The sequence below is a fragment of the Sulfitobacter sp. D7 genome (genome assembly GCF_003611275.1).
Lineage (GTDB): Bacteria > Pseudomonadota > Alphaproteobacteria > Rhodobacterales > Rhodobacteraceae > Sulfitobacter > Sulfitobacter profundi.
The window spans coordinates 3159318-3182126 of record NZ_CP020694.1 but is presented as its reverse complement, the minus strand read 5'-3'; the positions used below and the strand labels follow the sequence as shown (position 1 = coordinate 3182126).

27 protein-coding genes and 1 tRNA gene are annotated in these 22809 nt (G+C 61.7%); 17 read left to right on the top strand and 11 right to left on the bottom strand.

Annotation, left to right across the window (positions count from 1 at the left end):
- Positions 1 to 88: 88 nt before the first annotated feature.
- Positions 89 to 853 (top strand): sulfite exporter TauE/SafE family protein, encoded by a 765-nt coding sequence (locus B5M07_RS15615; protein WP_120351961.1) that lies wholly within the window; start codon positions 89 to 91, stop codon positions 851 to 853.
- A 294-nt stretch (positions 854 to 1147) separates the two neighbouring features.
- Here B5M07_RS15615 and B5M07_RS15610 read toward each other — a convergent pair.
- Positions 1148 to 1223: transfer RNA gene (locus tag B5M07_RS15610), tRNA-Ala, on the bottom strand.
- Between the two features lie 93 nt (positions 1224 to 1316).
- Positions 1317 to 1646, bottom strand: a complete 330-nt coding sequence (locus B5M07_RS15605; protein ID WP_120351960.1) for a TIGR02300 family protein — start codon at positions 1644 to 1646, stop codon at positions 1317 to 1319.
- 111 nt (positions 1647 to 1757) lie between these two features.
- Here B5M07_RS15605 and B5M07_RS15600 point away from each other — a divergent pair, with 111 nt between their 5' ends.
- A complete protein-coding gene (locus B5M07_RS15600) occupies positions 1758 to 2459 on the top strand; it encodes a M48 family metallopeptidase (protein ID WP_120351959.1) in 702 nt (233 codons plus the stop codon).
- Here the strand turns inward: B5M07_RS15600 and B5M07_RS15595 are convergent.
- Positions 2456 to 3577: an aminodeoxychorismate synthase component I gene (locus B5M07_RS15595; protein WP_120351958.1), complete on the bottom strand. Its 1122-nt coding sequence runs from the start codon at positions 3575 to 3577 to the stop codon at positions 2456 to 2458. The genes B5M07_RS15600 and B5M07_RS15595 overlap by 4 nt on opposite strands.
- Before the next feature lie 8 nt (positions 3578 to 3585).
- The gene (locus B5M07_RS15590) at positions 3586 to 3879 is read right to left on the bottom strand and encodes a Dabb family protein (RefSeq protein ID WP_120351957.1); all 294 of its coding nucleotides are present in this window, start codon (positions 3877 to 3879) and stop codon (positions 3586 to 3588) included.
- A 126-nt stretch (positions 3880 to 4005) separates the two neighbouring features.
- On the opposite strand from B5M07_RS15590, the gene B5M07_RS15585 reads away from it, so the two are divergent.
- Positions 4006 to 4656 (top strand): GntR family transcriptional regulator, encoded by a 651-nt coding sequence (locus tag B5M07_RS15585; RefSeq protein ID WP_067624773.1) that lies wholly within the window; start codon positions 4006 to 4008, stop codon positions 4654 to 4656.
- A gap of 14 nt (positions 4657 to 4670) precedes the next feature.
- On the opposite strand, the gene B5M07_RS15580 is transcribed toward B5M07_RS15585, so the two are convergent.
- On the bottom strand, positions 4671 to 4982 hold the full coding sequence (locus B5M07_RS15580; RefSeq protein WP_120351956.1) for a hypothetical protein: 312 nt from the start codon (positions 4980 to 4982) through the stop codon (positions 4671 to 4673).
- 293 nt (positions 4983 to 5275) lie between these two features.
- On the opposite strand from B5M07_RS15580, the gene B5M07_RS15575 reads away from it, so the two are divergent.
- Complete coding sequence (locus B5M07_RS15575; RefSeq protein WP_162931884.1) at positions 5276 to 5722, top strand: GNAT family N-acetyltransferase; 447 nt, start codon at positions 5276 to 5278, stop codon at positions 5720 to 5722.
- On the opposite strand, the gene B5M07_RS15570 is transcribed toward B5M07_RS15575, so the two are convergent.
- Positions 5719 to 6681: an acetyl-CoA carboxylase carboxyltransferase subunit alpha gene (locus B5M07_RS15570; RefSeq protein ID WP_120351954.1), complete on the bottom strand. Its 963-nt coding sequence runs from the start codon at positions 6679 to 6681 to the stop codon at positions 5719 to 5721. The genes B5M07_RS15575 and B5M07_RS15570 overlap by 4 nt on opposite strands.
- A 158-nt stretch (positions 6682 to 6839) precedes the next feature.
- Positions 6840 to 7799, bottom strand: a complete 960-nt coding sequence (locus B5M07_RS15565) for an L-malyl-CoA/beta-methylmalyl-CoA lyase (protein ID WP_120351953.1) — start codon at positions 7797 to 7799, stop codon at positions 6840 to 6842.
- A gap of 256 nt (positions 7800 to 8055) precedes the next feature.
- Here B5M07_RS15565 and dgcN point away from each other — a divergent pair, with 256 nt between their 5' ends.
- The 3 genes from dgcN to B5M07_RS15550 are packed head-to-tail and all read left to right on the top strand — an operon-like array spanning position 8056 to position 10888.
- On the top strand, positions 8056 to 9057 hold the full coding sequence (dgcN, locus tag B5M07_RS15560) for an N-acetyltransferase DgcN (RefSeq protein WP_120351952.1): 1002 nt from the start codon (positions 8056 to 8058) through the stop codon (positions 9055 to 9057).
- A 2-nt stretch (positions 9058 to 9059) separates the two neighbouring features.
- Positions 9060 to 10025: an N-acetyl-D-Glu racemase DgcA gene (gene dgcA, locus B5M07_RS15555; RefSeq protein ID WP_120352293.1), complete on the top strand. Its 966-nt coding sequence runs from the start codon at positions 9060 to 9062 to the stop codon at positions 10023 to 10025.
- Between the two features lie 2 nt (positions 10026 to 10027).
- Positions 10028 to 10888: a D-amino-acid transaminase gene (locus B5M07_RS15550; RefSeq protein WP_120351951.1), complete on the top strand. Its 861-nt coding sequence runs from the start codon at positions 10028 to 10030 to the stop codon at positions 10886 to 10888.
- 3 nt (positions 10889 to 10891) lie between these two features.
- On the opposite strand, the gene B5M07_RS15545 is transcribed toward B5M07_RS15550, so the two are convergent.
- Complete coding sequence (locus tag B5M07_RS15545) at positions 10892 to 11335, bottom strand: DMT family transporter (RefSeq protein ID WP_120352292.1); 444 nt, start codon at positions 11333 to 11335, stop codon at positions 10892 to 10894.
- Here B5M07_RS15545 and B5M07_RS15540 point away from each other — a divergent pair.
- Positions 11334 to 11903, top strand: a complete 570-nt coding sequence (locus B5M07_RS15540) for a MaoC family dehydratase (protein ID WP_368073831.1) — start codon at positions 11334 to 11336, stop codon at positions 11901 to 11903. The genes B5M07_RS15545 and B5M07_RS15540 overlap by 2 nt on opposite strands.
- Before the next feature lie 194 nt (positions 11904 to 12097).
- On the opposite strand, the gene B5M07_RS15535 is transcribed toward B5M07_RS15540, so the two are convergent.
- A complete protein-coding gene (locus B5M07_RS15535) occupies positions 12098 to 12409 on the bottom strand; it encodes a DUF1244 domain-containing protein (RefSeq protein ID WP_120351950.1) in 312 nt (103 codons plus the stop codon).
- Positions 12410 to 12561: 152 nt separating this feature from the next.
- Between B5M07_RS15535 and pyk the strand changes: the two genes are divergently transcribed.
- The 6 genes from pyk (at position 12562) to B5M07_RS15505 (ending at position 17604) form a co-directional block, all read left to right on the top strand.
- Positions 12562 to 14007 (top strand): pyruvate kinase, encoded by a 1446-nt coding sequence (pyk, locus tag B5M07_RS15530; RefSeq protein WP_067624802.1) that lies wholly within the window; start codon positions 12562 to 12564, stop codon positions 14005 to 14007.
- A 27-nt stretch (positions 14008 to 14034) separates the two neighbouring features.
- The gene (locus tag B5M07_RS15525; protein ID WP_067624919.1) at positions 14035 to 14259 is read left to right on the top strand and encodes a hypothetical protein; all 225 of its coding nucleotides are present in this window, start codon (positions 14035 to 14037) and stop codon (positions 14257 to 14259) included.
- 136 nt (positions 14260 to 14395) lie between these two features.
- Positions 14396 to 14596: a 50S ribosomal protein L35 gene (gene rpmI, locus B5M07_RS15520; protein ID WP_007118125.1), complete on the top strand. Its 201-nt coding sequence runs from the start codon at positions 14396 to 14398 to the stop codon at positions 14594 to 14596.
- A 15-nt stretch (positions 14597 to 14611) separates the two neighbouring features.
- Positions 14612 to 14977, top strand: coding sequence for a 50S ribosomal protein L20 (gene rplT / locus B5M07_RS15515; RefSeq protein WP_007118124.1), 366 nt, complete (start codon positions 14612 to 14614; stop codon positions 14975 to 14977).
- 163 nt (positions 14978 to 15140) lie between these two features.
- Positions 15141 to 16184: an alpha/beta hydrolase gene (locus tag B5M07_RS15510; RefSeq protein WP_120351949.1), complete on the top strand. Its 1044-nt coding sequence runs from the start codon at positions 15141 to 15143 to the stop codon at positions 16182 to 16184.
- Positions 16185 to 16407: 223 nt separating this feature from the next.
- Positions 16408 to 17604 (top strand): Hint domain-containing protein, encoded by a 1197-nt coding sequence (locus B5M07_RS15505; protein WP_162931883.1) that lies wholly within the window; start codon positions 16408 to 16410, stop codon positions 17602 to 17604.
- Here the strand turns inward: B5M07_RS15505 and B5M07_RS15500 are convergent.
- Positions 17593 to 17805 (bottom strand): hypothetical protein, encoded by a 213-nt coding sequence (locus B5M07_RS15500; RefSeq protein WP_120351947.1) that lies wholly within the window; start codon positions 17803 to 17805, stop codon positions 17593 to 17595. The genes B5M07_RS15505 and B5M07_RS15500 overlap by 12 nt on opposite strands.
- 91 nt (positions 17806 to 17896) lie before the next feature.
- Positions 17897 to 18571 carry a type 1 glutamine amidotransferase domain-containing protein gene (locus B5M07_RS15495; protein WP_120351946.1) on the bottom strand — a complete coding sequence of 225 codons (675 nt, stop codon included), beginning with the start codon at positions 18569 to 18571 and terminating at the stop codon, positions 17897 to 17899.
- 173 nt (positions 18572 to 18744) lie between these two features.
- On the opposite strand from B5M07_RS15495, the gene pheS reads away from it, so the two are divergent.
- Genes pheS through pheT form a run of 3 tightly spaced genes read left to right on the top strand, consistent with a single transcriptional unit; the run spans position 18745 to position 22807 of the window.
- The gene (gene pheS / locus B5M07_RS15490; protein ID WP_120351945.1) at positions 18745 to 19818 is read left to right on the top strand and encodes a phenylalanine--tRNA ligase subunit alpha; all 1074 of its coding nucleotides are present in this window, start codon (positions 18745 to 18747) and stop codon (positions 19816 to 19818) included.
- The gene (locus B5M07_RS15485; RefSeq protein ID WP_162931882.1) at positions 19815 to 20414 is read left to right on the top strand and encodes a hypothetical protein; all 600 of its coding nucleotides are present in this window, start codon (positions 19815 to 19817) and stop codon (positions 20412 to 20414) included. The genes pheS and B5M07_RS15485 overlap by 4 nt, the downstream gene beginning before the upstream one ends.
- Positions 20411 to 22807, top strand: a complete 2397-nt coding sequence (pheT, locus tag B5M07_RS15480) for a phenylalanine--tRNA ligase subunit beta (protein WP_120351943.1) — start codon at positions 20411 to 20413, stop codon at positions 22805 to 22807. The genes B5M07_RS15485 and pheT overlap by 4 nt, the downstream gene beginning before the upstream one ends.
- Positions 22808 to 22809: the final 2 nt, after the last annotated feature.

The window sequence follows — 22809 nt, the reverse complement described above, 5'->3', positions numbered from 1 at the left end:
CAAAGATACGTTTTACTGCAGCATTTTGTTTTAATCTTGCGCGCTCATTTTTGACGTGCGGCTGCCCGAGGGGGTGCTATGTAGCGGTATGGACAGTATTTTCCCCTTTCTCACTCCGTTCGAATTCTATGCTGCACTTGCAATCGGCCTCTGTGGCGGGTTCGTGAAGGGCGTTGTTGGTTTTGCTCTGCCGCTCGTGCTGATTTCTGGTCTCACGACCTTTATGGCGCCCGAATTGGCGCTGGCGGGGCTGATTCTGCCGACGGTGCTGGCCAATGCGTTCCAAGCGCTGCGGCAGGGGCCGCAGGCGGCGCTGCGTTCGATCCGGCTGTTCTGGGTTTTCTTGGTTTGCGGCGGCGTGATGCTGGTGCTCTCCGCGCAGATGGTGCGGCTGGTGCCCGCCACCGTGATGCTCTTGATGATCGGGGTGCCGGTGGTGCTGTTCGCGCTGCTGCAACTGTCCAAGCATAAATTCCACCTGCCGCAGCGCTCGGCCAAGGTTGAGGCGCTGGTGGGCGGTTTTGCCGGGGCCGTCGGAGGGATTTCGGGCATTTGGGGGCCGCCCACGGTGGCCTATCTCACCGCGCTCGGAACCGAGAAACATGACCAGATGCGAATCCAAGGTGTGATCTACGGGCTGGGCGCTGTGGCGCTATTGGCGGCGCATATCGGGTCAGGAGTGCTGAATGCGCAGACATGGCCGTTTTCCGCGCTGTTGATCCTGCCGGTGATGCTGGGCGTCTGGCTGGGCAGCAAGTTGATGGACCGGGTGGACCCGGTGCTGTTCCGCAAGATGACGTTGCTGGTGCTGATGGTGGCGGGGTTGAACCTGATCCGACGGGCGATCTCTTAAGCGGGTCCAGAAATAAGCGTGCAGCACGACCAGCTATCATCAGCCTATCCCAATGGGTTGGCGATTTGGCAAGGTTTGGCCTTCGCTAGGCAGTGCACATCATGGGCGCGGCATAGTGGCAAGAGGCGAGACAGATCAGCGACCAGTAGGCAGGGGGTGGTCTAAAGATTTTGATCGCAAAGCATCGTTTGCCATGGTCAGATAGAGGGTATCGGTTGTAGGGGTTGTTGCGCTGCGCTCTCATCGCTTCTTCGAAGCGACTGCCGCGCGACGCCTTTTGCTTTGCAAAAGGCTTGGTGGAGCCTAGCGGGATCGAACCGCTGACCTCCTGCATGCCATGCAGGCGCTCTCCCAGCTGAGCTAAGGCCCCATCGTGGATCATTTGATCCGGGTCGTTCTGTGCCGCTAATTAGGCGCTGGCGGAGGCGGGATCAAGCGGAAAATTGACCCCGCCGCCGATTAATTAGTCCTCGTCGTCCGAGGCCACATCGGCCAGATCGTCGAGCGGAACTGTATCGTCATCATCGTCTTCGTCATCAAGGATGTCGTCGTCCAGATCCACGTCGACCGAGTCATCGTCATCGACCAGCGATTCGTCGTTCGCCTTGTCGCCCTTCTTGGCTTTGGCTGTGACCGCATCCTCGGCATCCGCCGCGATCATGCGCGACTTGGAGTTATCGACCTCGACCTCTTCGCCCGTGTAGGGGCTGATGATCGGATTCTTATTGAGGTCATAGAAGCGCTTGCCCGTAGTGGGGCACAGGCGCTTGGTTCCCCATTCTTCGTTGGGCATGAAACACCCCTTTATAATATTGCTGTTGCGTGTAGATGATTCCGGCCAAGTGCCATATGAGGGGGGCACTGTCAAAGGCTTTGGCCTCTATCTAGGGACGTTGCTCCGGTAATGAAAGACCCTGTGCTGCCCGGCAACCCGCCGATTCCGCTGATCCTGCGCCGTTCGGCGCGCGCGCGACGCATCTCATTGCGGATCTCGCAGCTGGACGGGCGGGTCACCCTGACCATGCCCAAACGTCTGGCCGAGCGTGAGGCTTTGGCCTTTGCCGAGACCAAACAGGACTGGATTCGCCAACATCTCGCCGCGCGGGGCGAGGATGTGATCGTGGCGCCGGGGGCTGAGGTGCCGGTGGGCGGCAAGGTGCTGCGGGTGCGCGGCGGGCAGGGGCGTGAGATGCAAGGGAGGGGCGTGCGGATCGGCCCCGAAGAAATCTTCGTGCCCGGCCCGGAGGAGAGCATCGGCAAACGTCTTGCGGCGCATCTGCGCGAAGTGGCCCGCGACCGCCTCGCCGGGGCCTGTGACGACTATGCCGCCCTGCTGGGCAGGCCCTATGCCCGGATCACCCTGCGCGACACGCGCTCACGCTGGGGGTCTTGTACCAGTGATGGCGGACTGATGTTCTCGTGGCGGCTGATCATGACCCCGCCCGAGGTGCTGGACTATGTCGCCGCCCATGAGGTCGCGCATCTGGCGCAGATGAACCACTCGCCCGCCTTCTGGGCCGAGGTCACGCGGATATACGGTGATTATCAGGCCCCCCGCCAATGGCTGCGCGACCATGGCGGCGGGCTGCATCGGTACCGGTTCTAGGCAAGGGTCGCAAAGCGCGCTTTCAGCAGCGCTTCGGCATATTCATCCTCGGCCGTGCTGTCATGCACCACGCCACCACCGACATTCAGCCGCAACCGCCCATCCGCGTGGCAGGTCGCCGTGCGGATCGCCACGTTGAACTGCATGGCCCCCGTGGGGGCGATCCAGCCCACCGCCCCGCAATAGGCATCGCGCGGCGCGGGCTCTAGCGCGCGCAGGATCTGCATGGCGCGAATTTTCGGCGCGCCGGTGATAGAGCCACAGGGGAAAAGCGCGTGGAAGATCTCGGCCAGCCGCTTGCCCGGCAAGACCTGCGCCGTGATCCGCGAGGTCATCTGGTGCAGGGTCTCATAGGTTTCGATCTCGAACAGTTTCGGCACGTCGACACTGCCCACTTCGGCAATCCGGCTGATGTCATTGCGCAGCAGGTCCACGATCATCAGGTTCTCGGCCATGTTCTTTTCCGAGGCGGCAAGATCGGCGCGCAGCTTGGCGTCTTCATGGGCGTCCCGCCCCCGCCGCGCGGTGCCCTTCATCGGGCGCGCGGTCAGGTGTCCGTCCGCGGTCAGCGCAAAGAACAACTCGGGCGAGCGTGACAGCAGGACCGGGCCGCCAAGATCGACGAAGGCCCCATGTTCCACCCTCTGACGCTGCCGCAGCCGGGCATAGAGGGCGGCAGGCGTGCCGCTATAACGCCCCTCCATCCCAAAGGTCAGGTTGGCCTGATAGATATCCCCGGCTGTGATGAAGTCCTGCACCTGCGCAAACGCGGCCTCATACTCGGCAAAGTCCCAATCCGGCGTTAGGGCAGACAGGCTCGCATCCCCAGTTGCGTCGTCGAAACGGTGCGGTTGAGGCGCATCAAACACCCCGAAACGCAGCAGGGGCAGCCCGCGCTCCGCAGGCATCAGATCGCGCAGCTTACCAGAGCCGAGGTAGCCCAGCTCGTAACTCGCATAGCCAGCAAGCCATGCGCCTCCCGCCTGTGCCGCCTCAAGGGCTGCATAGGCTGCGAGCACCTCCGCGGGGGTCTGGGCACTGATGATCCGCCGGGGCGCATGAAAACCCGTGCCGCTTCCCAGCGGGCCAGTATCAAAGAGGACGCAAGGGCCAGCCATGCTGCGCCTTAAAAGTCCGCAGGCACGCGCATGTCGCGCAGCGGGCGGACGATATCGATGGATTCTTGGTAGATCGGGTGCGCCTTATAGGCGGCAAGTGCCTCCGCATCGGGGAATTCGGCATAGACGACCACATCCACATCGCCCGAAAGCGCATCGACACGGGTGTTTTCGCAGATCTCGAAGGTTGTCGAATGCGGGATGTCGGCCAATTTCCAAAGCCCCGCCACGATCGTAGGAATGTACTTGGGGTCTTTGGCCGAGAAAAAGACCACATGACGGATGAAGTTTCGTTTGGTCAAGGCGCGTCTCCTTTGGCGGTTTTATCCCCGATAAATCGCCGCAGGGTCCGGGACAACGGGTGATCGTGCTCAGCGCCGCAAAATGCTGCGCTTGACGGGTGGCTCGTTTGTGATCACAACCGCATCATGAACCTCAGCCCCCGCCCTGTCGAGGCCACACCGCTGGCCCATGATCGTGTCTACCGCCGCCTGCGCGCGCGGATCATGCACGGCGATCTGCCGCCCGGTCACGCGCTGACCCTGCGCGGCATCGGCAAGGAATATGAGGTCTCCATGACACCCGCGCGCGAAGCGGTGCGGCGTTTGGCGGCAGAAGGTGCGCTGACGATGTCGGCCTCTGGGCGCATCTCCACGCCCGAACTCAGCAATGAACGGATTGAGGAATTGGCCGCCCTCCGCGCGCTTTTGGAGGTCGAACTCGCGTCACGCGCCTTGCCGCGGGCGCATATGGCGCTGATCGAGCGGATGCAGACCATCAACACCAATATCGCCGAGGCCGTGGCCCACCGTGATGCGGTCAGCTACATCCGCACCAACCTCGAATTCCACCGAACGCTTTATCTGCGCGCCCAAGCACCCGCCATGCTCGCCATGGCGGAAACAGTTTGGCTGCAACTCGGCCCCACCATGCGCGCGCTCTATGGCCGCCTGCGCCGGACCGAGCCGCCGCATTTCCACCGGCTGATCATCGCCGCCCTGCGCGCCGGGGATGAGCCGGGGCTGCGGCTGGCGGTGCGCTCAGATGTGACTCAAGGCCTACGGATGCTGGCCAGCTGACTGCCGACCCATGCTCAGCTCGCCGCGCCCTTTTTCGGCGGCACGACAGGCTCGACCATCCAATGCGTACCGGTCGATAGAATGCAACTTATGCCATCGGGCCGGCTTATCAGCATAGTAAAGCTGCCACTCTTCTGAGAGGCAAAGACCTCGAGCAACGCGTCCGGATTTTGAAGCCCCCGCGCTGAGAGGATCTCGCCATAGTCGGTTTCCAATTGCGCGGCGAGCGCCGCGCGCGGGGCGCAGGCCAGAGCCTGAGCCCAAGCCGGTGGCCCGGTGCAGGCCATGCCAAAGAGCAGGGCGGCGGTGAGAATACGTTTATACATGACAGGCTCCCTTTTGATGTGATCAACAAGGGCATCCGGCGGCACAGGGGTGTCGCAGACGCCCTGTAGTATAAATATCGGCTGCGTTGAGGCCGTTTGCAACTCACACCGGGTCACATATGCGGCGCTTGACAGGTGCGCGGCAGAGGCGCATCTACGCTTCATGGAACAGACCTGCTTCACAACAGTCTATTATCCCCGCTCCTAACCGGCGCGGCACCTATTCCCATATCCACAAGCCGCCACAGCGCGGCTTTGCTTGTCTCCCTGTGGCGATCACAGAAAGAGACGACATGCCCCCCATTCGACCCGCCCAAAAATCCGACCTCCCAATGGTCCTCGATCTGGCCCACGCGCTGGCCGCCTACCACGGCGACACCGCCACACTCACGCTTGCGGCGCTGGAACGGGACTGCCTTGGCCCCACGCCTTGGCTGACACTCTTGGTCGCCGAAGGCGCGACCGGCCTGCATGGCTATGCGGCGCTCTGCCCGCAGATGCAGTTGCAATTCGGCGCAAGGGGGATGGACCTTCACCACCTCTTTGTCTGCGACACCGCGCGCGGGCGCGGCATCGGCAAAGCACTGGTCGACGCCGCGCTGGACCATGCAAAGGCGCAGGGATGCAGCTATGTGACGGTGGGAACAGATACAAAAAACCGGCGCGCGCAGGGGTTCTACCGCGCCGCCGGTTTCGATCAAATCACGCCTGATCCGCGTTTTCGGCGGCGGCTGGCCTAGGCCGCCAGCCCTTTACGGCCCATCTCAAGGAACTTGGTCCGGCGCTCTTTGACCAAAGTCTTGCCGTCCTTGCCGTTGAGTTCCTTGAGCATGGCTTCGATCGACTTGCCCACTGCGTTGATCGACTCTTCGGCATGACGATGCGCGCCGCCCATCGGTTCGGGAATGATCCGGTCAATGACACCAAGGGTCTTAAGCTCATTCGCCGTCAAACGCATCTGCTCAGCCGCTTCGCGCATCTTCTCGCTGTCTTTCCACAGGATCGACGCACAGCCTTCGGGCGTGATCACCGAATAAACCGAATGCTCCAGCATCGCGACACTGTTCGCCGTGGCAAAAGCCACCGCCCCGCCAGAGCCGCCTTCGCCGACGATCACGCTGATCAGGGGCACACCAATCTGCAGGCATTTTTCCGTCGAGCGGGCAATCGCCTCAGACTGGCCACGCTCCTCAGCGCCCTTGCCGGGATAGGCACCGGGCGTATCGACGATGGTCACAACCGGCAGATTAAATTTATCCGCCAATTCCATCAGCCGGACCGCTTTGCGATAGCCCTCAGGTCGCGCCATGCCGAAATTGCGCTCGATCCGGCTCTTGGTGTCATTGCCTTTCTCATGGCCAATCACCACCACCGGCGTATCGTTAAACCGCGCCAGCCCGCCCATGACGGCCAGATCATCGGCAAAATTGCGGTCGCCTGCCAGCGGTGTGAATTCCGTGAAAAGCGCTTCGATATAGTCTTTGCAATGGGGCCGCTCTGGATGACGCGCCACCTGACATTTGCGCCATGGCGTCAATGAGCCATAAAGGTCTTCGAGCATCCCCGCCGCTTTTTTGTCCAGCGCGCGGGCCTCATCGGTGATGTCCATCTCTTCGTTGGACCGGGCCAATGCCCGCAGCTCTTCCGCCTTGCCTTCGATCTCGGCCAGCGGTTTTTCGAAATCCAAATATTGGGTCATTGCATGCTCCGGCTTGTTGCCCTGTTATATGGAGCGCAACGCGCCGGTTTGCAACGCGGGTTTGACAGGCAGGCAGGCGCAGACCCTAACCTCTTCATCCTTTTTCAAATACCCGCGGGGGTCCGGGGGCAGCGCCCCCGGCGGTCTGCCACAGGCGCTCAGCCCCCGGCGATCATCTCGGACTGGCGCACAATCACCTCGGCCTGTTTGATGCTGGCGATATCCACCAGACGCCCCTTATAGACCGTCGCCCCTTCGCCCTTCGCCTTGGCTTCTTCCATCGCCGCGAGAATCTCCCGCGCCTCGGCCACGGCCTCCTCGGAGGGCGTGAAAACCTCGTTGCTCAGCGCGACCTGTTTGGGGTGGATCGCCCATTTGCCCACCATCCCCAATGTCGCCGACCGCCGCGCCTGCGCGCGGAAACCCTCGTCATCCGAAAAATCGCCAAAGGGCCCGTCGACAGGCAGCACGCCATGGGTGCGGCAGGCGGCGACGATGGCGGCCTGCGCCCAGTGCCATGGGTCGGACCAATGCTTTTGCTCACCGCGCTGCATATAGTAGTTTTCCTGCGTGCCACCGATGCCGGTGGTCTGCATCCCCATTGAGGCCGCGAAATCGGCAGCCCCCAGCGACATCGCTTGCAGGCGAGGCGAAGCGGCAGCGATCTCTTCCACATGGGCGATGCCCGCCGCGGATTCGATGATCACCTCAAAGCTAATTTTCTTCTCGCGGCCCATGGCGGTCTCGACAGCGGTCGCGAGCGCGTCAACAGCATAGACATCCGCCGCGCAGCCAACTTTGGGGATCATGATCTGATCGAGACGCGGCCCCGCCTGTTCCAGCAGATCGACGACGTCGCGATACCAATAGGGCGTGTCCAACCCGTTGATCCGGACCGAAAGCGTCTTTTTACCCCAGTCGATCTCCGAAATCGCCTTGATGATATTTTCGCGGGCGCTGTCTTTGTCCGACGGCGCGACGCTGTCCTCAAGGTCGAGGTTAATCACATCCGCATCTGAGGCTGCCATTTTCTCAAAGATCGCCGGGCGGGAACCGGGGCCAAACAACTGGCAGCGGTTCGGACGGGCAGGGGCGGCAGGCTGAATGCGAAAGCTCATGGGGCACCTATGGGTAATAATGTTTCATTAGGGTTCGCCATTCTGGTATGAAATTGCGCCGCCAATCGCAAGGAGATTTCGCACTCGCAGCATTTCGTCCGTTTTGCAGCCGGTAAAGCGTGACGCACGATTTTTGCGCGGTGAACGGTAATTTGCCGGAATTACAGCGCAAATTTGCGCTATCACGTCGACAACGCCACGCACTTGCGTATTCTCGCGCGCAATATGCGGACAAAATCAATGCCGGAGACTTGCCATGATCAAAACCCCTTATCTGCTGTTTTTGGGCGACGCGCCTGACTCTCTGTCCGCCAAGGTCGCCCAAGGCATCAAAGACTGGCGGCCCGACAACGCTGTGGGCCAATTCCGCATGGAAGGCTGCAAGGCCGATCTCGGCCTGCAAGACATGACGCTGGCCGAAGCGCGCGAGGCAGGGGCCGAGACTTTGGTCATCGGCGTCGCCAACCGTGGCGGTAAAATCAGCGCGGCTTGGAAAGAAGTGCTGATCGAGGCGCTGAACATGGGTTTCGACATCGCCTCGGGCCTGCATAATTTGCTGCGCAACGAAGCCGATCTGGTCGCCGCCGCCAAGGCGAGCGGCACCACATTGCATGACGTGCGCGTGCCCAGCGTCGAATATCCCATTGCAGACGGCAAGAAACGCAGCGGCAAGCGGGTCTTGGCCGTGGGCACCGATTGCTCGGTCGGAAAGATGTACACGGCTTTGGCGCTGGACGAGGCCATGCGCGAAAAGGGCATGAAAAGCACCTTCCGCGCCACCGGCCAGACCGGCATCCTGATCACTGGCGAAGGCGTGCCGCTGGATGCCGTGATCGCCGATTTCATGGCCGGGTCGGTGGAATATCTCACGCCCGACAATGATGACGACCATTGGGATATCATCGAAGGGCAGGGCAGCCTGTTCCATGTCTCCTACTCAGGCGTGACCATGGCGCTGATCCACGGCGGCCAACCCGATGCGCTGATCCTCTGCCATGAGCCAACCCGGACCCATATGCGCGGCCTGCCGGAATACAGCTTGCCCAGCATGGAAGCGGTCCGCGACGTGGCGCTGACACTGGCCCATGTGGCGAACTCCGCCTGCAAGGTCGTCGGCATTTCGGTCAACACCTACCACATGTCCGAAGCCGAGGCGGATGCCTATCTGGCCGAAGTCGAAGAGCGTCTTGGCCTGCCTGCGGTCGATCCCTTCCGCCAAGGGGCGGCGCGACTGGCCGATGCGCTGGCGGCGCTATGACCATGCAGATCGACGTTACCGCTGATACGTTCAAACTGGCGCAGGTCTTTACCATCAGCCGTGGTTCGCGGACCGAGGCCAAGGTTCTGACCGTGCGCATCACCGATGGTGGCGTGACCGGCTGGGGCGAATGCGTGCCCTACGCGCGCTACGACGAAACGCTCGAATCGGTCACGGCTGAGATCAACGGCCTGCCCGGCGATATCACCCGTGCCGCACTTTATGATCTGCTGCCCGCCGGGGCGGCCCGCAACGCTGTCGACTGCGCGCTGTGGGATCTGGAAGCCAAACGCGCGGGCAAGCGCGTTTGGGAACTGGCCGGGCTGACGGCCCCGGGGCCGGAAGTCACGGCCTATACCTTGTCACTGGACGCGCCCGAGGCGATGCGCGCGCAGGCCGCGAAACACAGCCATCGGCCCCTGCTCAAGATCAAGCTCGGCACGCCTGATGACATGCCCCGGCTCGAAGCCGTGCGCGCAGGTGCGCCCGATGCCACCATCATCATCGACGCCAATGAGGGCTGGTCGGCAGAGGTCTACGCCGACCTTGCGCCCCATCTGGTGCGCCTTGGCGTGGCATTGGTCGAACAACCCTTGCCCGCGGGCGAAGACGACGCGCTTTTGGGCATGGACCGCCCGGTGCCCGTCTGCGCGGATGAGAGCTGCCATGACCGCGCCAGCCTGCCTGGCCTCAAGGGCAAATACGATGTGGTGAACATCAAGCTCGACAAGACCGGTGGCCTGACCGAAGCGCTGGCGCTGCGCGATGCGGCGCGGGCCGAAGGGTTCGACGTGATGGTCGGCTGCATGGTCGGATCGTCGCTGGCGATGGCTCCGGCGACGCTGGTGGCCCAAGGCGCGAAGGTGGTGGATCTTGACGGCCCGCTGCTTCTGGCCGAAGACCGCGACAATGCTTTGAAATTCGACGGCGCGGGCGTGCATCCCCCCGTGGCCGCGCTCTGGGGGTGACCATGCGAACTGTCTATGTAAACGGCGAATACCTGCCCGAGGATCAGGCCAAGGTCTCGATCTTTGATCGGGGGTTTCTGATGGCCGATGGGGTCTATGAGGTGACGAGCGTGTTGGATGGCAAGCTGATCGCTTTTGATGGCCATGCCGAACGGTTGACCCGCTCGATGAACGAGCTCGACATGCGCGCGCCTGCCACCACCGAAGAACTGTTGGAAATTCACCGCGAATTGGTGCGCCTGAACGACATCAAAGACGGACTGATTTACCTTCAGGTGACGCGCGGCTCTGACGGCGACCGTGATTTCGCTTTCCCTGATCCAGAAACCACCGCGCCCTCGCTGGTGCTGTTCACCCAGTCAAAATCGGGTCTTGCCGACAATCCAGCCGCGCGTGACGGCATCCGCGTGATCAGCATCGAAGACATCCGCTGGGGCCGTCGTGACATTAAAACGGTGCAACTGCTCTACCCGTCGATGGGCAAGATGATGGCCAAGAAGGCGGGTGTCGAAGACGCTTGGATGGTCGAAGACGGTTTCGTCACCGAGGGCACATCGAACAACGCCTATATCGTGAAAGACGGCAAGATCGTCACGCGCGAGACCTCTAGCGATATCTTGCACGGCATCACCCGCAAGGCGGTGCTGGAACTGGCCCGTGAAGCGCAGATGCAGGTGGAAGAGCGTAACTTTACCATCGAAGAGGCGCAGCAGGCGGATGAGGCGTTTGTGACCTCGGCCAGTGCTTTCGTGACCCCCGTGGTTGAGATTGACGGCGCCAAGATCGGCAGCGGCACGCCGGGCAAATTGGCGCCCCGTCTGCGGGAAATCTATCTCGAAGAGATGCGCAAAACCGCGATCTGACGCTCAGAACCGCGATAAAACCAGCCCCGCCGCCACCAGCGCGGCGGCGGCGATGCGGGTGGGGGTGATGGCCTGTACCGTTAGGCCCAAAAGCCCCGTGGCATCAATCACCAGCGCCGCGCTCAACTGGCCGAGGATCAGCGCCGAGATCACCGTCAGCGCGCCCAGCGTCGGGATCGCCCAAAGCACCGACCAGACGTAGAACGCCCCCAGCACACCACCCAGCAGCAAGACCGGCGAAGCCGAAGCCGCGCGGGGCAGGGCGCCCAACTCTCCGCGCAGCAGCAGCACCGCCAGCAGGATTGCGAAACCCACGCCAAAAGATACCGCCGCCGCAGCGACTCCGCTGCCGATGTTGCGGCCCAAGGCGGCGTTGATCGGGGTCTGCAGGGCGACAGCCGCGCCCGCGACGGCCACGATGATAAGGGCGAGGATTGGGGTGTTCATGATGCCTCCGGCTTTGGCTTGGCCCAGCATGGGACTTGCCCGGTCGGACGCAAGGGCTTTCGCAGGTCTGACCATCGCGGATAGTGTGGCGCAAAGTGAGGAGGCCATGATGCGCAACGAGATTGACCGGGCAGAGATGGAAGCCGCCGTGGGGTGCGAATTGGGCGTCTCGCCGTGGTTCATGATGGATCAGGCGCGGATCGACGCCTTTGCCGATGTGACCGAAGATCACCAGTTCATCCATGTTGATCCAGTGCGCGCGGCGGAAACGGATTTCGGCGGCACCGTGGCGCATGGGATGCTGACGCTGTCGATGATGTCGGGCATGGCTTATGGCGCGCTGCCGGTGATGACGGGGGCGAAGGCCTCGATCAACTACGGGTTCGACAGCGTGCGTTTTGTCGCAGCAGTGCATTCGGGCAAGCGTATCCGGGGGCGGTTTACTCTGGCAGAGGCGCAGACGCGGGGGCGGGGCAATCTGATGACCCGCTTCGCCGCGACGGTTGAGATTGAGGGGGCAGAGCGCCCGGCGGTGAAGGCCGATTGGCTGGTGCTCTACATGTTTTGAGCGGCCCCCTTCGGGGCGGTGGGGGCCGAAGCTCAGCGATGCAGGCGAAAAGGGCAGGCATGGGGGCACCGAAAAGAAAGCCCCGAATACCTGCCCCATTGGCGGTTTCACTCACGCCGCGCCGGTGGTGAGTGTTTCGCGATCATGGTCAATGCTATCATTTGACGGTGTATTTTTTCGGCTCGACGGGTTGTTCAGCCTTTGCCGACATTCTCTTCAAACGCCGCCTTGAACGCCTCTTTCTGGCTGTCTTTCGCTTCGGTCTGATAGTTGGCTTTCCATGCGTCCATGGTCATCCCGTAGAAAAGCTCGCGCGCCTCGTCCTTGCCCATGTCGATGCCGCGCTCGTTAGCGGCCTCCTGATACCAACGCGACAGGCAGTTGCGGCAAAATCCGGCGAGGTTCATCATGTCGATGTTCTGCACATCGGTCCGGTCTTCCATCAGGTGTTTCTGCAACCGGCGAAAGGCGGCGGCTTGAAGTTCGATCTCTTGTTGGCTGGGCATGACAGCTTCCTTCTCATATCACTGGACGGAACCGCGAGGGGCCGTCATTCTGATGAAACCTTTGACAGGCACTCATGGGGGCGCTAGGCCACCGGATAGGCGATGTTATCGTTAACATTCGCTTTGGGGACATAGGATATGAAGGAACAGATATGAGACGTTTGCGCAATGTAAAGATCGTGGCCACACTCGGGCCAGCCTCCGAAACCCGAGAGGTGATCGCGGCATTGCACAACGCCGGTGCAGATGTTTTCCGGCTCAACATGAGCCACGGCAGCCATGAAGAGATCCGCGAAAAGCACCGTATCATCCGCGAGATCGAGAAAGAGACCGGCGGCGCGATCGGCATTTTGGCTGACCTTCAGGGGCCGAAGCTGCGCGTGGGCGTTTTCGAGGGCGACGGGCCGACCTTGGAAGAAGGGGCATCCTTCCGGCTTGATCTTGATGAGGCGCCGGGCGATGCGGCCCGTGTTTGCCTGCCCCATCCCGAAATTTTCGCAGCCCTTGAGCCGGGCGCGAGCTTGTTGGTCAATGACGGTAAAATCCGTCTGAAGGTGCGCGACTGTGGCCCTGATTTTGCCGATTGCGAAGTCGTGACGGGCGGTGTGATCTCGAACCGCAAGGGCGTGAACGTGCCCGACGTGCTGCTGCCCTTGGCCGCCCTGTCTGAGAAGGACCGCGCTGATCTGGAGTTCGTCTGCGAGTTGGGTGTCGACTGGCTCGCCCTCAGCTTTGTCCAGCGGCCCGAGGATGTGACCGAGGCGCGCGATCTGGTCAAAGGCCGGGCGGCGATCCTGTCGAAAATCGAAAAGCCCGCGGCGGTGGAGCGTTTCGAGGCGATCTTGGATGTCAGCGATGGCATCATGGTGGCGCGCGGCGATCTGGGCGTGGAACTGCCCGTGCAGAACGTGCCGCCGATCCAGAAGCGTCTGGTGCGCAAATGCCGGGCGGCGGCCAAGCCGGTGATCGTGGCGACTCAGATGCTCGAATCGATGATCGAAAGCCCGATGCCGACCCGCGCCGAAGTGTCGGACGTGGCCACGGCGATCTATGAAGGCGCGGATGCGGTGATGCTGAGTGCGGAATCAGCCGCCGGGGATTACCCGCTGGAGGCCGTGGCGACGATGGATAACGTCGCCCAAGAGGTCGAGGCCGATCCGACCTATACGCAGATCATCGAATCTTCGCGCACGGCGGACCGTACCACCGTGGCCGACGGGATCGTCGCCGCCGCGCGTGAGATTGCCGAGACGACGGACATCAAGGCGATCTGCTGTTTCACCCAATCGGGCACCACCGCGCTGCTGACCGCGCGCGAACGCCCCCGCGTGCCGATCATCGCGCTGTCGCCACTGGTCAATACCGCGCGCCGTCTGGCGCTGAGCTGGGGCACGAATTGCATCATCACCGATGGGCATGACCGGTTCAAACTGGCCGTCCTCAGCGCCGCGCGGGCGGCATTGTCAGAGGGCTACGCCGGGCCGGAGGATCATATCGTGGTGACGGCCGGTGTGCCTTTCAACGTGCCGGGCAGCACCAATATTCTGCGCGTGGCGCCCTGTGACGAACGTTTGATTTACGCCTCCGATCCGGAGTAGCATTCCTCAACAAGGGGGATGTTGCGTGTGAACTCTGACTTGGCAATGGTGGTCGGCATCGTTCTGGCGGTGCTGTCGATCCCTTCGATCCTCTCTGCGGTGACCGACCGTCGGTCGCCGCGCGCCTCGGCCATCACGATCTTAATTGCTGCCGGGCTGATCGTCTTTGCCCTGCAGAAAAATCCGGGGCGCTATTCCTTCGAGACGCTGCCGGATGTCTTCGTTTCCGTGGCGGCGGACCTGTTGCCTTAAGCGCGTCCACAGCGCTGCTCAAAACCTCTTGCATCCTGGCCCGAGCGCGCCTATACGTCGCATCTTAGCCTGCACGACCGGCCTCAAGTGGCATGCCGAGTCGTGTTTATACCGAACTCAAAAGACGGAGACGGAAATGCCCAAGATGAAGACGAAATCGAGCGCCAAAAAGCGCTTTAAGGTCTCGGCGACTGGTAAGGTCATCGGCAGCCAAGCTGGCAAACAGCACGGTATGATCAAGCGGACCAACAAGTTCATCCGTAACGCACGCGGCACGACAACACTGTCCGAGCCCGATGCAAAGATCATCAAGGGCTTCATGCCCTACGCCCGCTGATATAGGAGTACCGAGATGTCCCGAGTTAAAGGTGGTACAGTCACCCACGCGCGTCACAAGAAGATCATCAAAGCCGCAAAAGGCTATTATGGTCGGCGCAAGAACGTCTTCAAGGTCGCCACACAGGCGGTCGACAAGGCCAACCAATATGCAACCCGTGACCGCAAGAACCGCAAGCGCAACTTCCGCGCGCTGTGGATCCAGCGGATCAACGCCGCCGTGCGCAGCCACGACGAAGCGCTGACATACAGCCGCTTCATCAACGGTCTGTCGCTGGCCGGTATCGAAGTGGACCGTAAGGTTCTGGCCGATCTGGCCGTGCATGAGCCCGAGGCCTTTGGCGCGATCGTCAAACAGGCGCAGGACGCACTGGCAGCCTAAGCTGGCGTTGCATTGAGTTTTAGAAAGCCCCGCCCCACGGCGGGGCTTTTTGCGTTTGGGCAGACGCAGAAGGACCGAAGGGGATCCTCAAGAAAATGTCATTGAACTGCCCCAAGAGCCATCTGTTGTGCCAGCAGGACACATTCAGGAAGGAAGACATTCAATGACACTTTCCCTACGCCAACTGCTAACCGGTGCCGCGATTGGCGCGCTGGTGCCCGCGACCGCCTTTGCCGAGGCGCATGCCGATAAAGACAAAGTCGTGCTACAGGCGCAGACGCAGGAGTTTATCGACAGCCTTGAAGGCTCGACCCCCATCAACGAGCTATCGCCGGAAGAGGCGCGGCAGGTCTTGATCGACACGCAGACAAAGGCAGATGTCGAGATGCCCGATGCCTCGGTCGAGAAAATGACACTGGAAATCGGCCCCACCGGACAGACGGATGTGGTCGTGGTAAAGCCCGCGGATGCCGGTGATGAGGCATTGCCGGGCGTGCTTTACTTCCACGGTGGCGGCTGGATCCTGGGCAATTTCACGACCCATGAACGCATGATCCGTGAGCTGGCAAACCAGACAGGCGCGGCCTATGTCTTTGTCGACTACGTCCCGGCGCCCGAGCAGAAGCACCCCGTGCAGCTTGAGCAGGATTTCGCGGTGCTGAAACATGTTGCAGAGAATGCCGCTGATTTCGGTATTGATGCCAACCAATTGGCTTTGGCGGGCGATTCTGTCGGTGGCCAGATGGTCGCGGTCGTGGCGCAGATGGCCAAAGAACAGGGCGGCCCGGACCTCGACGCGCTGGCCATGATCTACCCGGTCACCACCGCTGATCTGACCAGCGGCTCTTACGAGGAATTCGCTGATGGCCCGTGGTTGACCAAAGCCTCGATGGAGTGGTTCTGGAACGCCTATCTGCCTGAGGACGCCGATCCGATGGATCCGATGATCTCTCCGTTGAACTATGACACCGAAGCGTTGGCCGATCTGCCGCCTTCGCTCGTGATTACAGGCGCAAACGATGTGTTGCGCGACGAAGGGGAAGCCTTTGGGGCCAAGCTGGTCAAAGCGGGCGTGGAGACCGAGGGCACGCGCTATGATTTCTCGATCCACGACTTTGCCATGCTCAACCCCATTGCGGGCACCCCCGCGCCCGAAGCGGCGATTGAGCAGGTGTCTGGCTTCTTGAAAGACCACTTTTCGAAGTAAATCACCTCAAGGCCAAGCGAAAGCCCCGCCTATTCGGCGGGGCTTTTTGCGTATCGGGTAGCTGCTTAATGTTGCCTTAATAAACCCTCGCCATGGCCATGCTCCTACCCCACCTTATGGACAATGTGGCTTAACGATAGGCCATTGTGCAGGGATTCCGCGCGGGTGGCGCGGCAATTTATGCTGTTTGTCGGCAGGTTATTTAAAAAAGGTGGGGATGTTTATGCCCGGAATTGTAATCAACAGGTTGGACGAAGACCCCCATGAAACGGTCCACGGCATCCGCGACGATACCAGTTCGCGCGGTGTCGATTTGGATGGGGCGCGGATCACGCTGACCTATGCGGACGGCACGACCGAGACACTGACTTGGCACGCGACAGACCCCTATACGAATGGCGCGGCGGTTGGCGAGAACACGCAGATGTCCTTTGGCTATGACTGGCATCATCTGGAAACGACCAAACCGCTGGCCACTATGGAGATCGACCTCCAGCCCGCCAGTTCGGTTTTCGATACCACCACAGCCCCGGATGACGATCCGAATGGCGGCTCTACACCCACGTCGCTAGAGGGATTTCCCTTCCAGGTGAATGCAGATTCGCGGGATTTGGCCAGTGATCTTGAGGTGACCTACACTGGCATCGTCAATCTGGCGGGCAGCCCGCCTGCGGGGGATCTTTTCACCACCATGACTGTTGATTTCTCCGCTCTCCCGGAGGGTGGGCTTGTGGGAAGTCTGGATTGGAAGACCGACATCGACACGATGCGCGAGGAGGGGGATCTCGTCTCGACCGGTGTGGCCTGTTTCACGCGCGGCACCTTGATCACCACCGATAAGGGCGATCTGCCGGTCGAAACCTTGGCCCCCGGCGCGCGCGTGCTGACCCAAGGCAATGGCTATCAAGAGCTTGTCGCCGCACTGCGCCGCTCTGTCGGGGCGTCGGAACTGGCGAGGAACCCCAAGCTGTATCCCATTCGGATCTCTGCTGGGGCATTGGGCGCGGGCCTGCCCAAACGCGATCTCATGGTCTCGCGGCAGCACCGCATGGTTGCGCGCTCGGGAATCGTGAAGCGGGTTTGCGGGGCCATGGCGGTGCTCGTCGCCGCCATCCGGCTGACCGAACTGCCGGGGGTGCATATCGACGATCGTGTGGCGCAGGTGGAATATTTCCACCTGATCTTTAAACAGCACGAGGTCGTCTATGCCGAGGGCGCGCCGAGCGAGAGCTTCCTACTGAACGCCGAGACGATCGGCACCCTAAGTCATGCGCAGCGCGAAGAATTTGCCACACTCTTTCCCACCTTGGTCGCGGGCGACGGTTTTGGCGCATCCGCGCATCCGATCCCACCCGGGGCGGTGCAAAAACGGCTGATCGAAAAGCATAAGAAGAACGGGCGCGCGTTGCTATCGGTCTAACGTGTCGGGGTCATAGGGGTTCAGGCTGGCGGGGGGCAGGCTGATGCCGTCCTGCGCGGCCCGATGGGCGATCGCCTCTTCGCTGCGGCCCAGTTGTACGGCGATCACGGAGGGCGCTGTGCCCTCTGCCGCCAGAATGCGAAGCTGCTCAAGGTCTGCGGCGCTCCATGGGGCGCCGGTGCTGCGGTCATAATCTGCCATGTCGGAGGCTCCTTTCAGAGGTAAAACACGCCGCGACCACCGGCGGTTCCTCCGGGCGGGGAAGGGGGCGCGGCTGCGCCCCCTCATGCCGTTACTTCAACAGTGCCAGCATCTCTTTCGCCGCTTCTTCCGAAGAGGCGGGGTTCTGGCCGGTGACCAGCTTGCCGTCGACCAGCACGTAAGACGCCCAATCGTCACCCTTGCTGTAGTCGCCGCCGTTTTTCTTCAGCATATCTTCGACCAAGAAGGGCACCACATCGGTGAGGCCAACGCCCTCTTCCTCGGTGTTGGTGAAGCCGGTGACGCGCTTGCCAGAGACCAGCGGCTTGCCGTCGGCTTGGGTGTCCTTGAACACCGCAGGCGCGTGGCAAACGGCGCCAACGGGGCGGTCGGAGGCCCAGAAGGTCTCGATCAGGCGCTTGCTGTCAGCGTCATTGGCCAGATCCCACAGCGGGCCGTGGCCACCGGGGTAGAAGATCGCGTCGAAGCCATCCGCATCCACATCGCCCAGCACCTTGGTCGAGGCCAGCGCTTTTTGCGCGGCGTCGTCGTCTTTGAAGCGGCGGGTGGCCTCAGTCTGCGCGTCTTCGCTGTCGCTGTTGGGATCAAGCGGCGGCTGGCCGCCCTTGGGCGAGGCGAGGGTCACATCAGCGCCCGCGTCTTTGAAGACGTAATAGGGCGCGGCGAATTCTTCGAGCCAGAAGCCGGTTTTGTTGCCGGTGTCGCCCAGTTCGTCATGCGATGTCAGAACCATCAGGATTTTCATAGGTCTCTCCTTTCGGGGGAGTTTGGGCGCGCCGCTGCCATGAGGGCGCGCCGGAGGGATGCGGCCTAACGCTTGGCAGAGGTGGTGGTTCCCCCATGCCGCTACAACCCCTACGGCTTGCATTCGAGGGGCGAGAGGGCTAGCAGGACGGGGTATTATTCCAAGGGCCTGTCATGGACGATCTGAAGCAAAAGTACCTGAGCCAAATCGCCGATGCTGGCGACGAATCCGCGCTGGAAGACATCCGGCTGGCCGCCGTGGGCAAAAAGGGCGAAGTGGCCCTGAAAATGCGCGAGCTGGGCAAGATGACCCCCGAAGAGCGGCAGGTCGCTGGCCCCGCGCTGAACGCGCTGAAGGATGAGATCAACTCGGCGCTGTCCGCCAAGAAGGCAGCACTTGGCGATGCCGCGTTGGATGAGCGTCTGCGCAGCGAATGGCTCGACGTGACCCTGCCCACGCGGCACCAGCGTCAGGGCAGCATCCATCCGGTCAGCCAAGTGACCGAAGAGCTGACCGCGATCTTTGCCGAGATGGGTTTTTCGGTCGCCGAAGGCCCGCGTATCGACACCGATTGGTACAACTTCGACGCGCTGAACATCCCCGGCCACCACCCCGCGCGGGCTGAGATGGACACGTTTTACATGGCCCGTGCCGAGGGCGACGACCGCGCCCCCCACGTGCTGCGCACCCACACCTCGCCGGTGCAGATCCGCACGATGGAGGCCGAAGGCGCGCCCCTGCGCATCATCTGCCCCGGCGGGGTCTACCGTGCGGACTACGACCAGACCCACACGCCGATGTTCCATCAGGTCGAGGGGCTGGCGATCGACAAGGACATCTCGATGGCGAACCTCAAGTGGACGCTTGAGGAGTTTTTCGCCGCGTTTTTCGAGATCGACGGCATCAAGACCCGCTTTCGCGCGTCGCATTTTCCGTTCACCGAGCCTTCGGCCGAGGTCGACATCCAATGTTCTTGGGTCGACGGCCAACTGCGTATTGGCGAGGGCGACGGCTGGATGGAAGTGTTGGGCTCCGGCATGGTGCACCCCAAGGTGTTGCAGGCGGGCGGGATTGACCCGAACGAATGGCAGGGCTTTGCCTTTGGCATGGGGATCGACCGCATCGCGATGCTGAAATATGGGATTCCGGATTTGCGGGCGTTCTTTGATTCAGACCTGCGCTGGCTGCGGCATTATGGGTTCGCGAGCTTGGATCAGCCGAATTTGCATGGTGGGTTGAGTAGGTGACTTACCATTTCTTAATGGTTAATCGAGGGCGATACTTTTGTGTTGAGCATGGGAGTTTTTGCGACAGTTCGGATAATTTTGCTCATAGCTGTCCATTGTGCACAAATGAAGACGTTTGCGAATGGCAGCCCAACAAAGTTGATCGAGCATTGCAAATTGTCAAGAATATCCAGAATCGATCTCAGCGGGCAGTTACAATGGTCACCGGCTTAATCGGTCTGTTAGGCGCTGTGAGCATCTTTGGTCCTGATGCGATTGGGCAAGATTTGCTGAAGCTAGATTCTATGACAGTCGCTATGCTTCTTTTCGCTCTCATTCTATCGCTGCTCTCGACGGCTTTCTACTTGCTTTCCATGTCGCACATGGGGGTAGTCTCCAGTCAAGGGGGACTACGTTCTGTCGCGGTATTTGGGCTTAAAGACTTAGCTGAATGGGAAAAAATCGTTGCGGGCTTCCTGCGCCGTATTGAACGTTTCCACTCTGTAGGTAACTGGCTGTTCGTATTGGCTATTGTCTTACTCATGTTCGCTTTTGTTTGGCATGAGTTTATCAGCGAATGCTTGTCCGCCTGGCAATATAAGAGAATGACATCATGAAATTCACCCTCTCCTGGCTCAAGGACCATCTCGACACCACGGCGTCGATTGATGAGATCACCTATGCCCTGACCGACCTCGGCCTCGAAGTCGAAGGCGTCGAAAATCCGGCGGCGAAGCTGGCTGACTTTACCCTCGGCTATGTGCAATCCGCCGAGAAACACCCCGATGCCGACCGGCTGAACGTCTGTCAGGTGGAAACCGACGAAGGCGTCATGCAGATCATCTGCGGCGCGCCGAATGCCCGCGCGGGCATCACCGTCGTCGTGGCCAAGCCGGGCGTCTATGTGCCGGGGATCGATACCACCATCGGCGTCGGCAAAATTCGCGGCGTCGAGAGCTTTGGCATGATGGCCTCCGAGCGCGAGATGGAGCTGAGCGAGGAGCACGACGGCATCATCGAGCTGCCCTCGGGCAAGGTCGGGGACCGTTTCATCGATTGGCTGGCAGAGAATGACCCCGCCAAGGTCGACCCGGTGATCGAGATCGCCATCACCCCCAACCGCCCCGATGCGCTCGGCGTGCGCGGCATTGCGCGTGACCTCGCGGCGCGGGGCTTGGGCAAGCTGAAGCCGCGTGATTGCGATGCGGTTGAAGGCAGCTTTGCCGCGCCGATCAGCGTCAGCATCGACGATGATACGCTCGACGGTTGCCCGGTGTTCTATGGCCGCGTGATTAAGGGCGTGAAGAACGGCCCCAGCCCGGCGTGGCTACAAGATTGCCTGCGCGCGATTGGGCTGCGTCCGATCTCTTTCCTCGTGGATGTGACCAACTTCTTCACCTTCGACCGCAACCGTCCGCTGCACGTCTTTGACGCCGATAAGGTCAAAGGCAACCTGCGCGTTCACCGCGCCAAGGGCGGCGAAGAGATCGTGGCGCTGGATGAAAAGACCTATACCCTGCAGGCGGGCCAGGTGGTCATCTCCGACGACAGCGGCGTGGAAAGCATCGCGGGCATCATGGGCGGTGAGGCCACAGGCGTGACCGAAGACACGGTGAACGTCTTTGTCGAAAGCGCCTATTGGGACCCGGTGCAGATCGCCTATGCGGGCCGCGCGCTCAAGATCAACTCGGACGCGCGCTACCGTTTTGAGCGCGGTGTGGACCCGGCATGGACGCCCTATGGTATCGAACATGCCACGCGGATGATCCTGGATCACGCGGGCGGCGAGGCGTCTGAGGTTGTGGTCGCGGGCCAAGTGCCTGACACCAGCCGCGCCTACAAGCTGGACGCCGAGAAGGTGCAGTCGCTCGTGGGCATGACGATCCCTGAAAGCGACCAACGCCAGACACTGACCGCCCTTGGCTTCCAGCTCGACGGTGACATGGCGCAGGTGCCAAGCTGGCGGCCCGATGTGCAGGGCGAGGCCGATCTGGTGGAGGAGGTCGCGCGGATTGCGTCGCTCACCAAACTCGAAGGCAAGCCGCTGCCGCGTCTGACAACGGGCGTGCCGCGCCCCGTACTCTCGCCCATGCAGCGCCGCGTGGTTACCGCCCGGCGCACGGCGGCGGCGCTCGGCTACAACGAATGTGTGTCTTACAGCTTCGTCGACCAAGCCTCTGCCGCGCTGTTCGGCGGCGGTACGGATGAGACACGGCTGGAAAACCCGATCTCGTCGGACATGAGCCACATGCGCCCCGATCTGCTGCCCGGTCTGCTGCAAGCAGCCGCCCGCAATCAGGCGCGCGGCTTTGCCGACATGGCACTGTTTGAGGTCGGCCCCGCGTTCTCGGGCGGTGAGCCGGGCGAAGAGCAGATCATGGTCAGCGGCCTGCTGGTGGGCCGCACCGGTCCGCGTGACGTGCATGGCGCGGCGCGGGCGGTGGATGTCTATGACGTCAAAGCCGATGCCGAAGCTGTGCTGGCGGCCATCGGCGCGCCCGCCAAGGTGCAGGTCCTGCGCGGCGCGGCGGATTGGTGGCATCCGGGCCGTCACGGCAAGGTCTGCCTTGGCCCGAAAAAAGTGCTCGGCATCTTTGGCGAAGTGCATCCCCGCGTGCTGGCCGCGATGGACGTCAAAGGCCCCGCGATGGCCTTCACCATTTATCCCGCCGAAGTGCCGCTGCCGCGCAAATCCGGTGCCACGCGCCCGGCCTTGCAGATCAGTGACCTGCAAGCGGTCGAGCGTGACTTTGCCTTTGTCGTCGATGCGGATGTCGAGGCGCTGACGCTGGTGAATGCGGCCAAGGGGGCCGATAAGAACCTGATCGAAGACGTGCGCGTTTTTGACGAGTTCATCGGCGGCAGCCTTGGCGAGGGCAAGAAATCCCTTGCGATCACTGTGCGGTTGCAGCCCAGCGACAAGACGCTGAAGGATGCAGACATCGAAGCCGTGGGTGCTAAGGTTGTCGAGAAAGTGACCAAAGCAACGGGCGGCGTGCTGCGCGGCTGAAC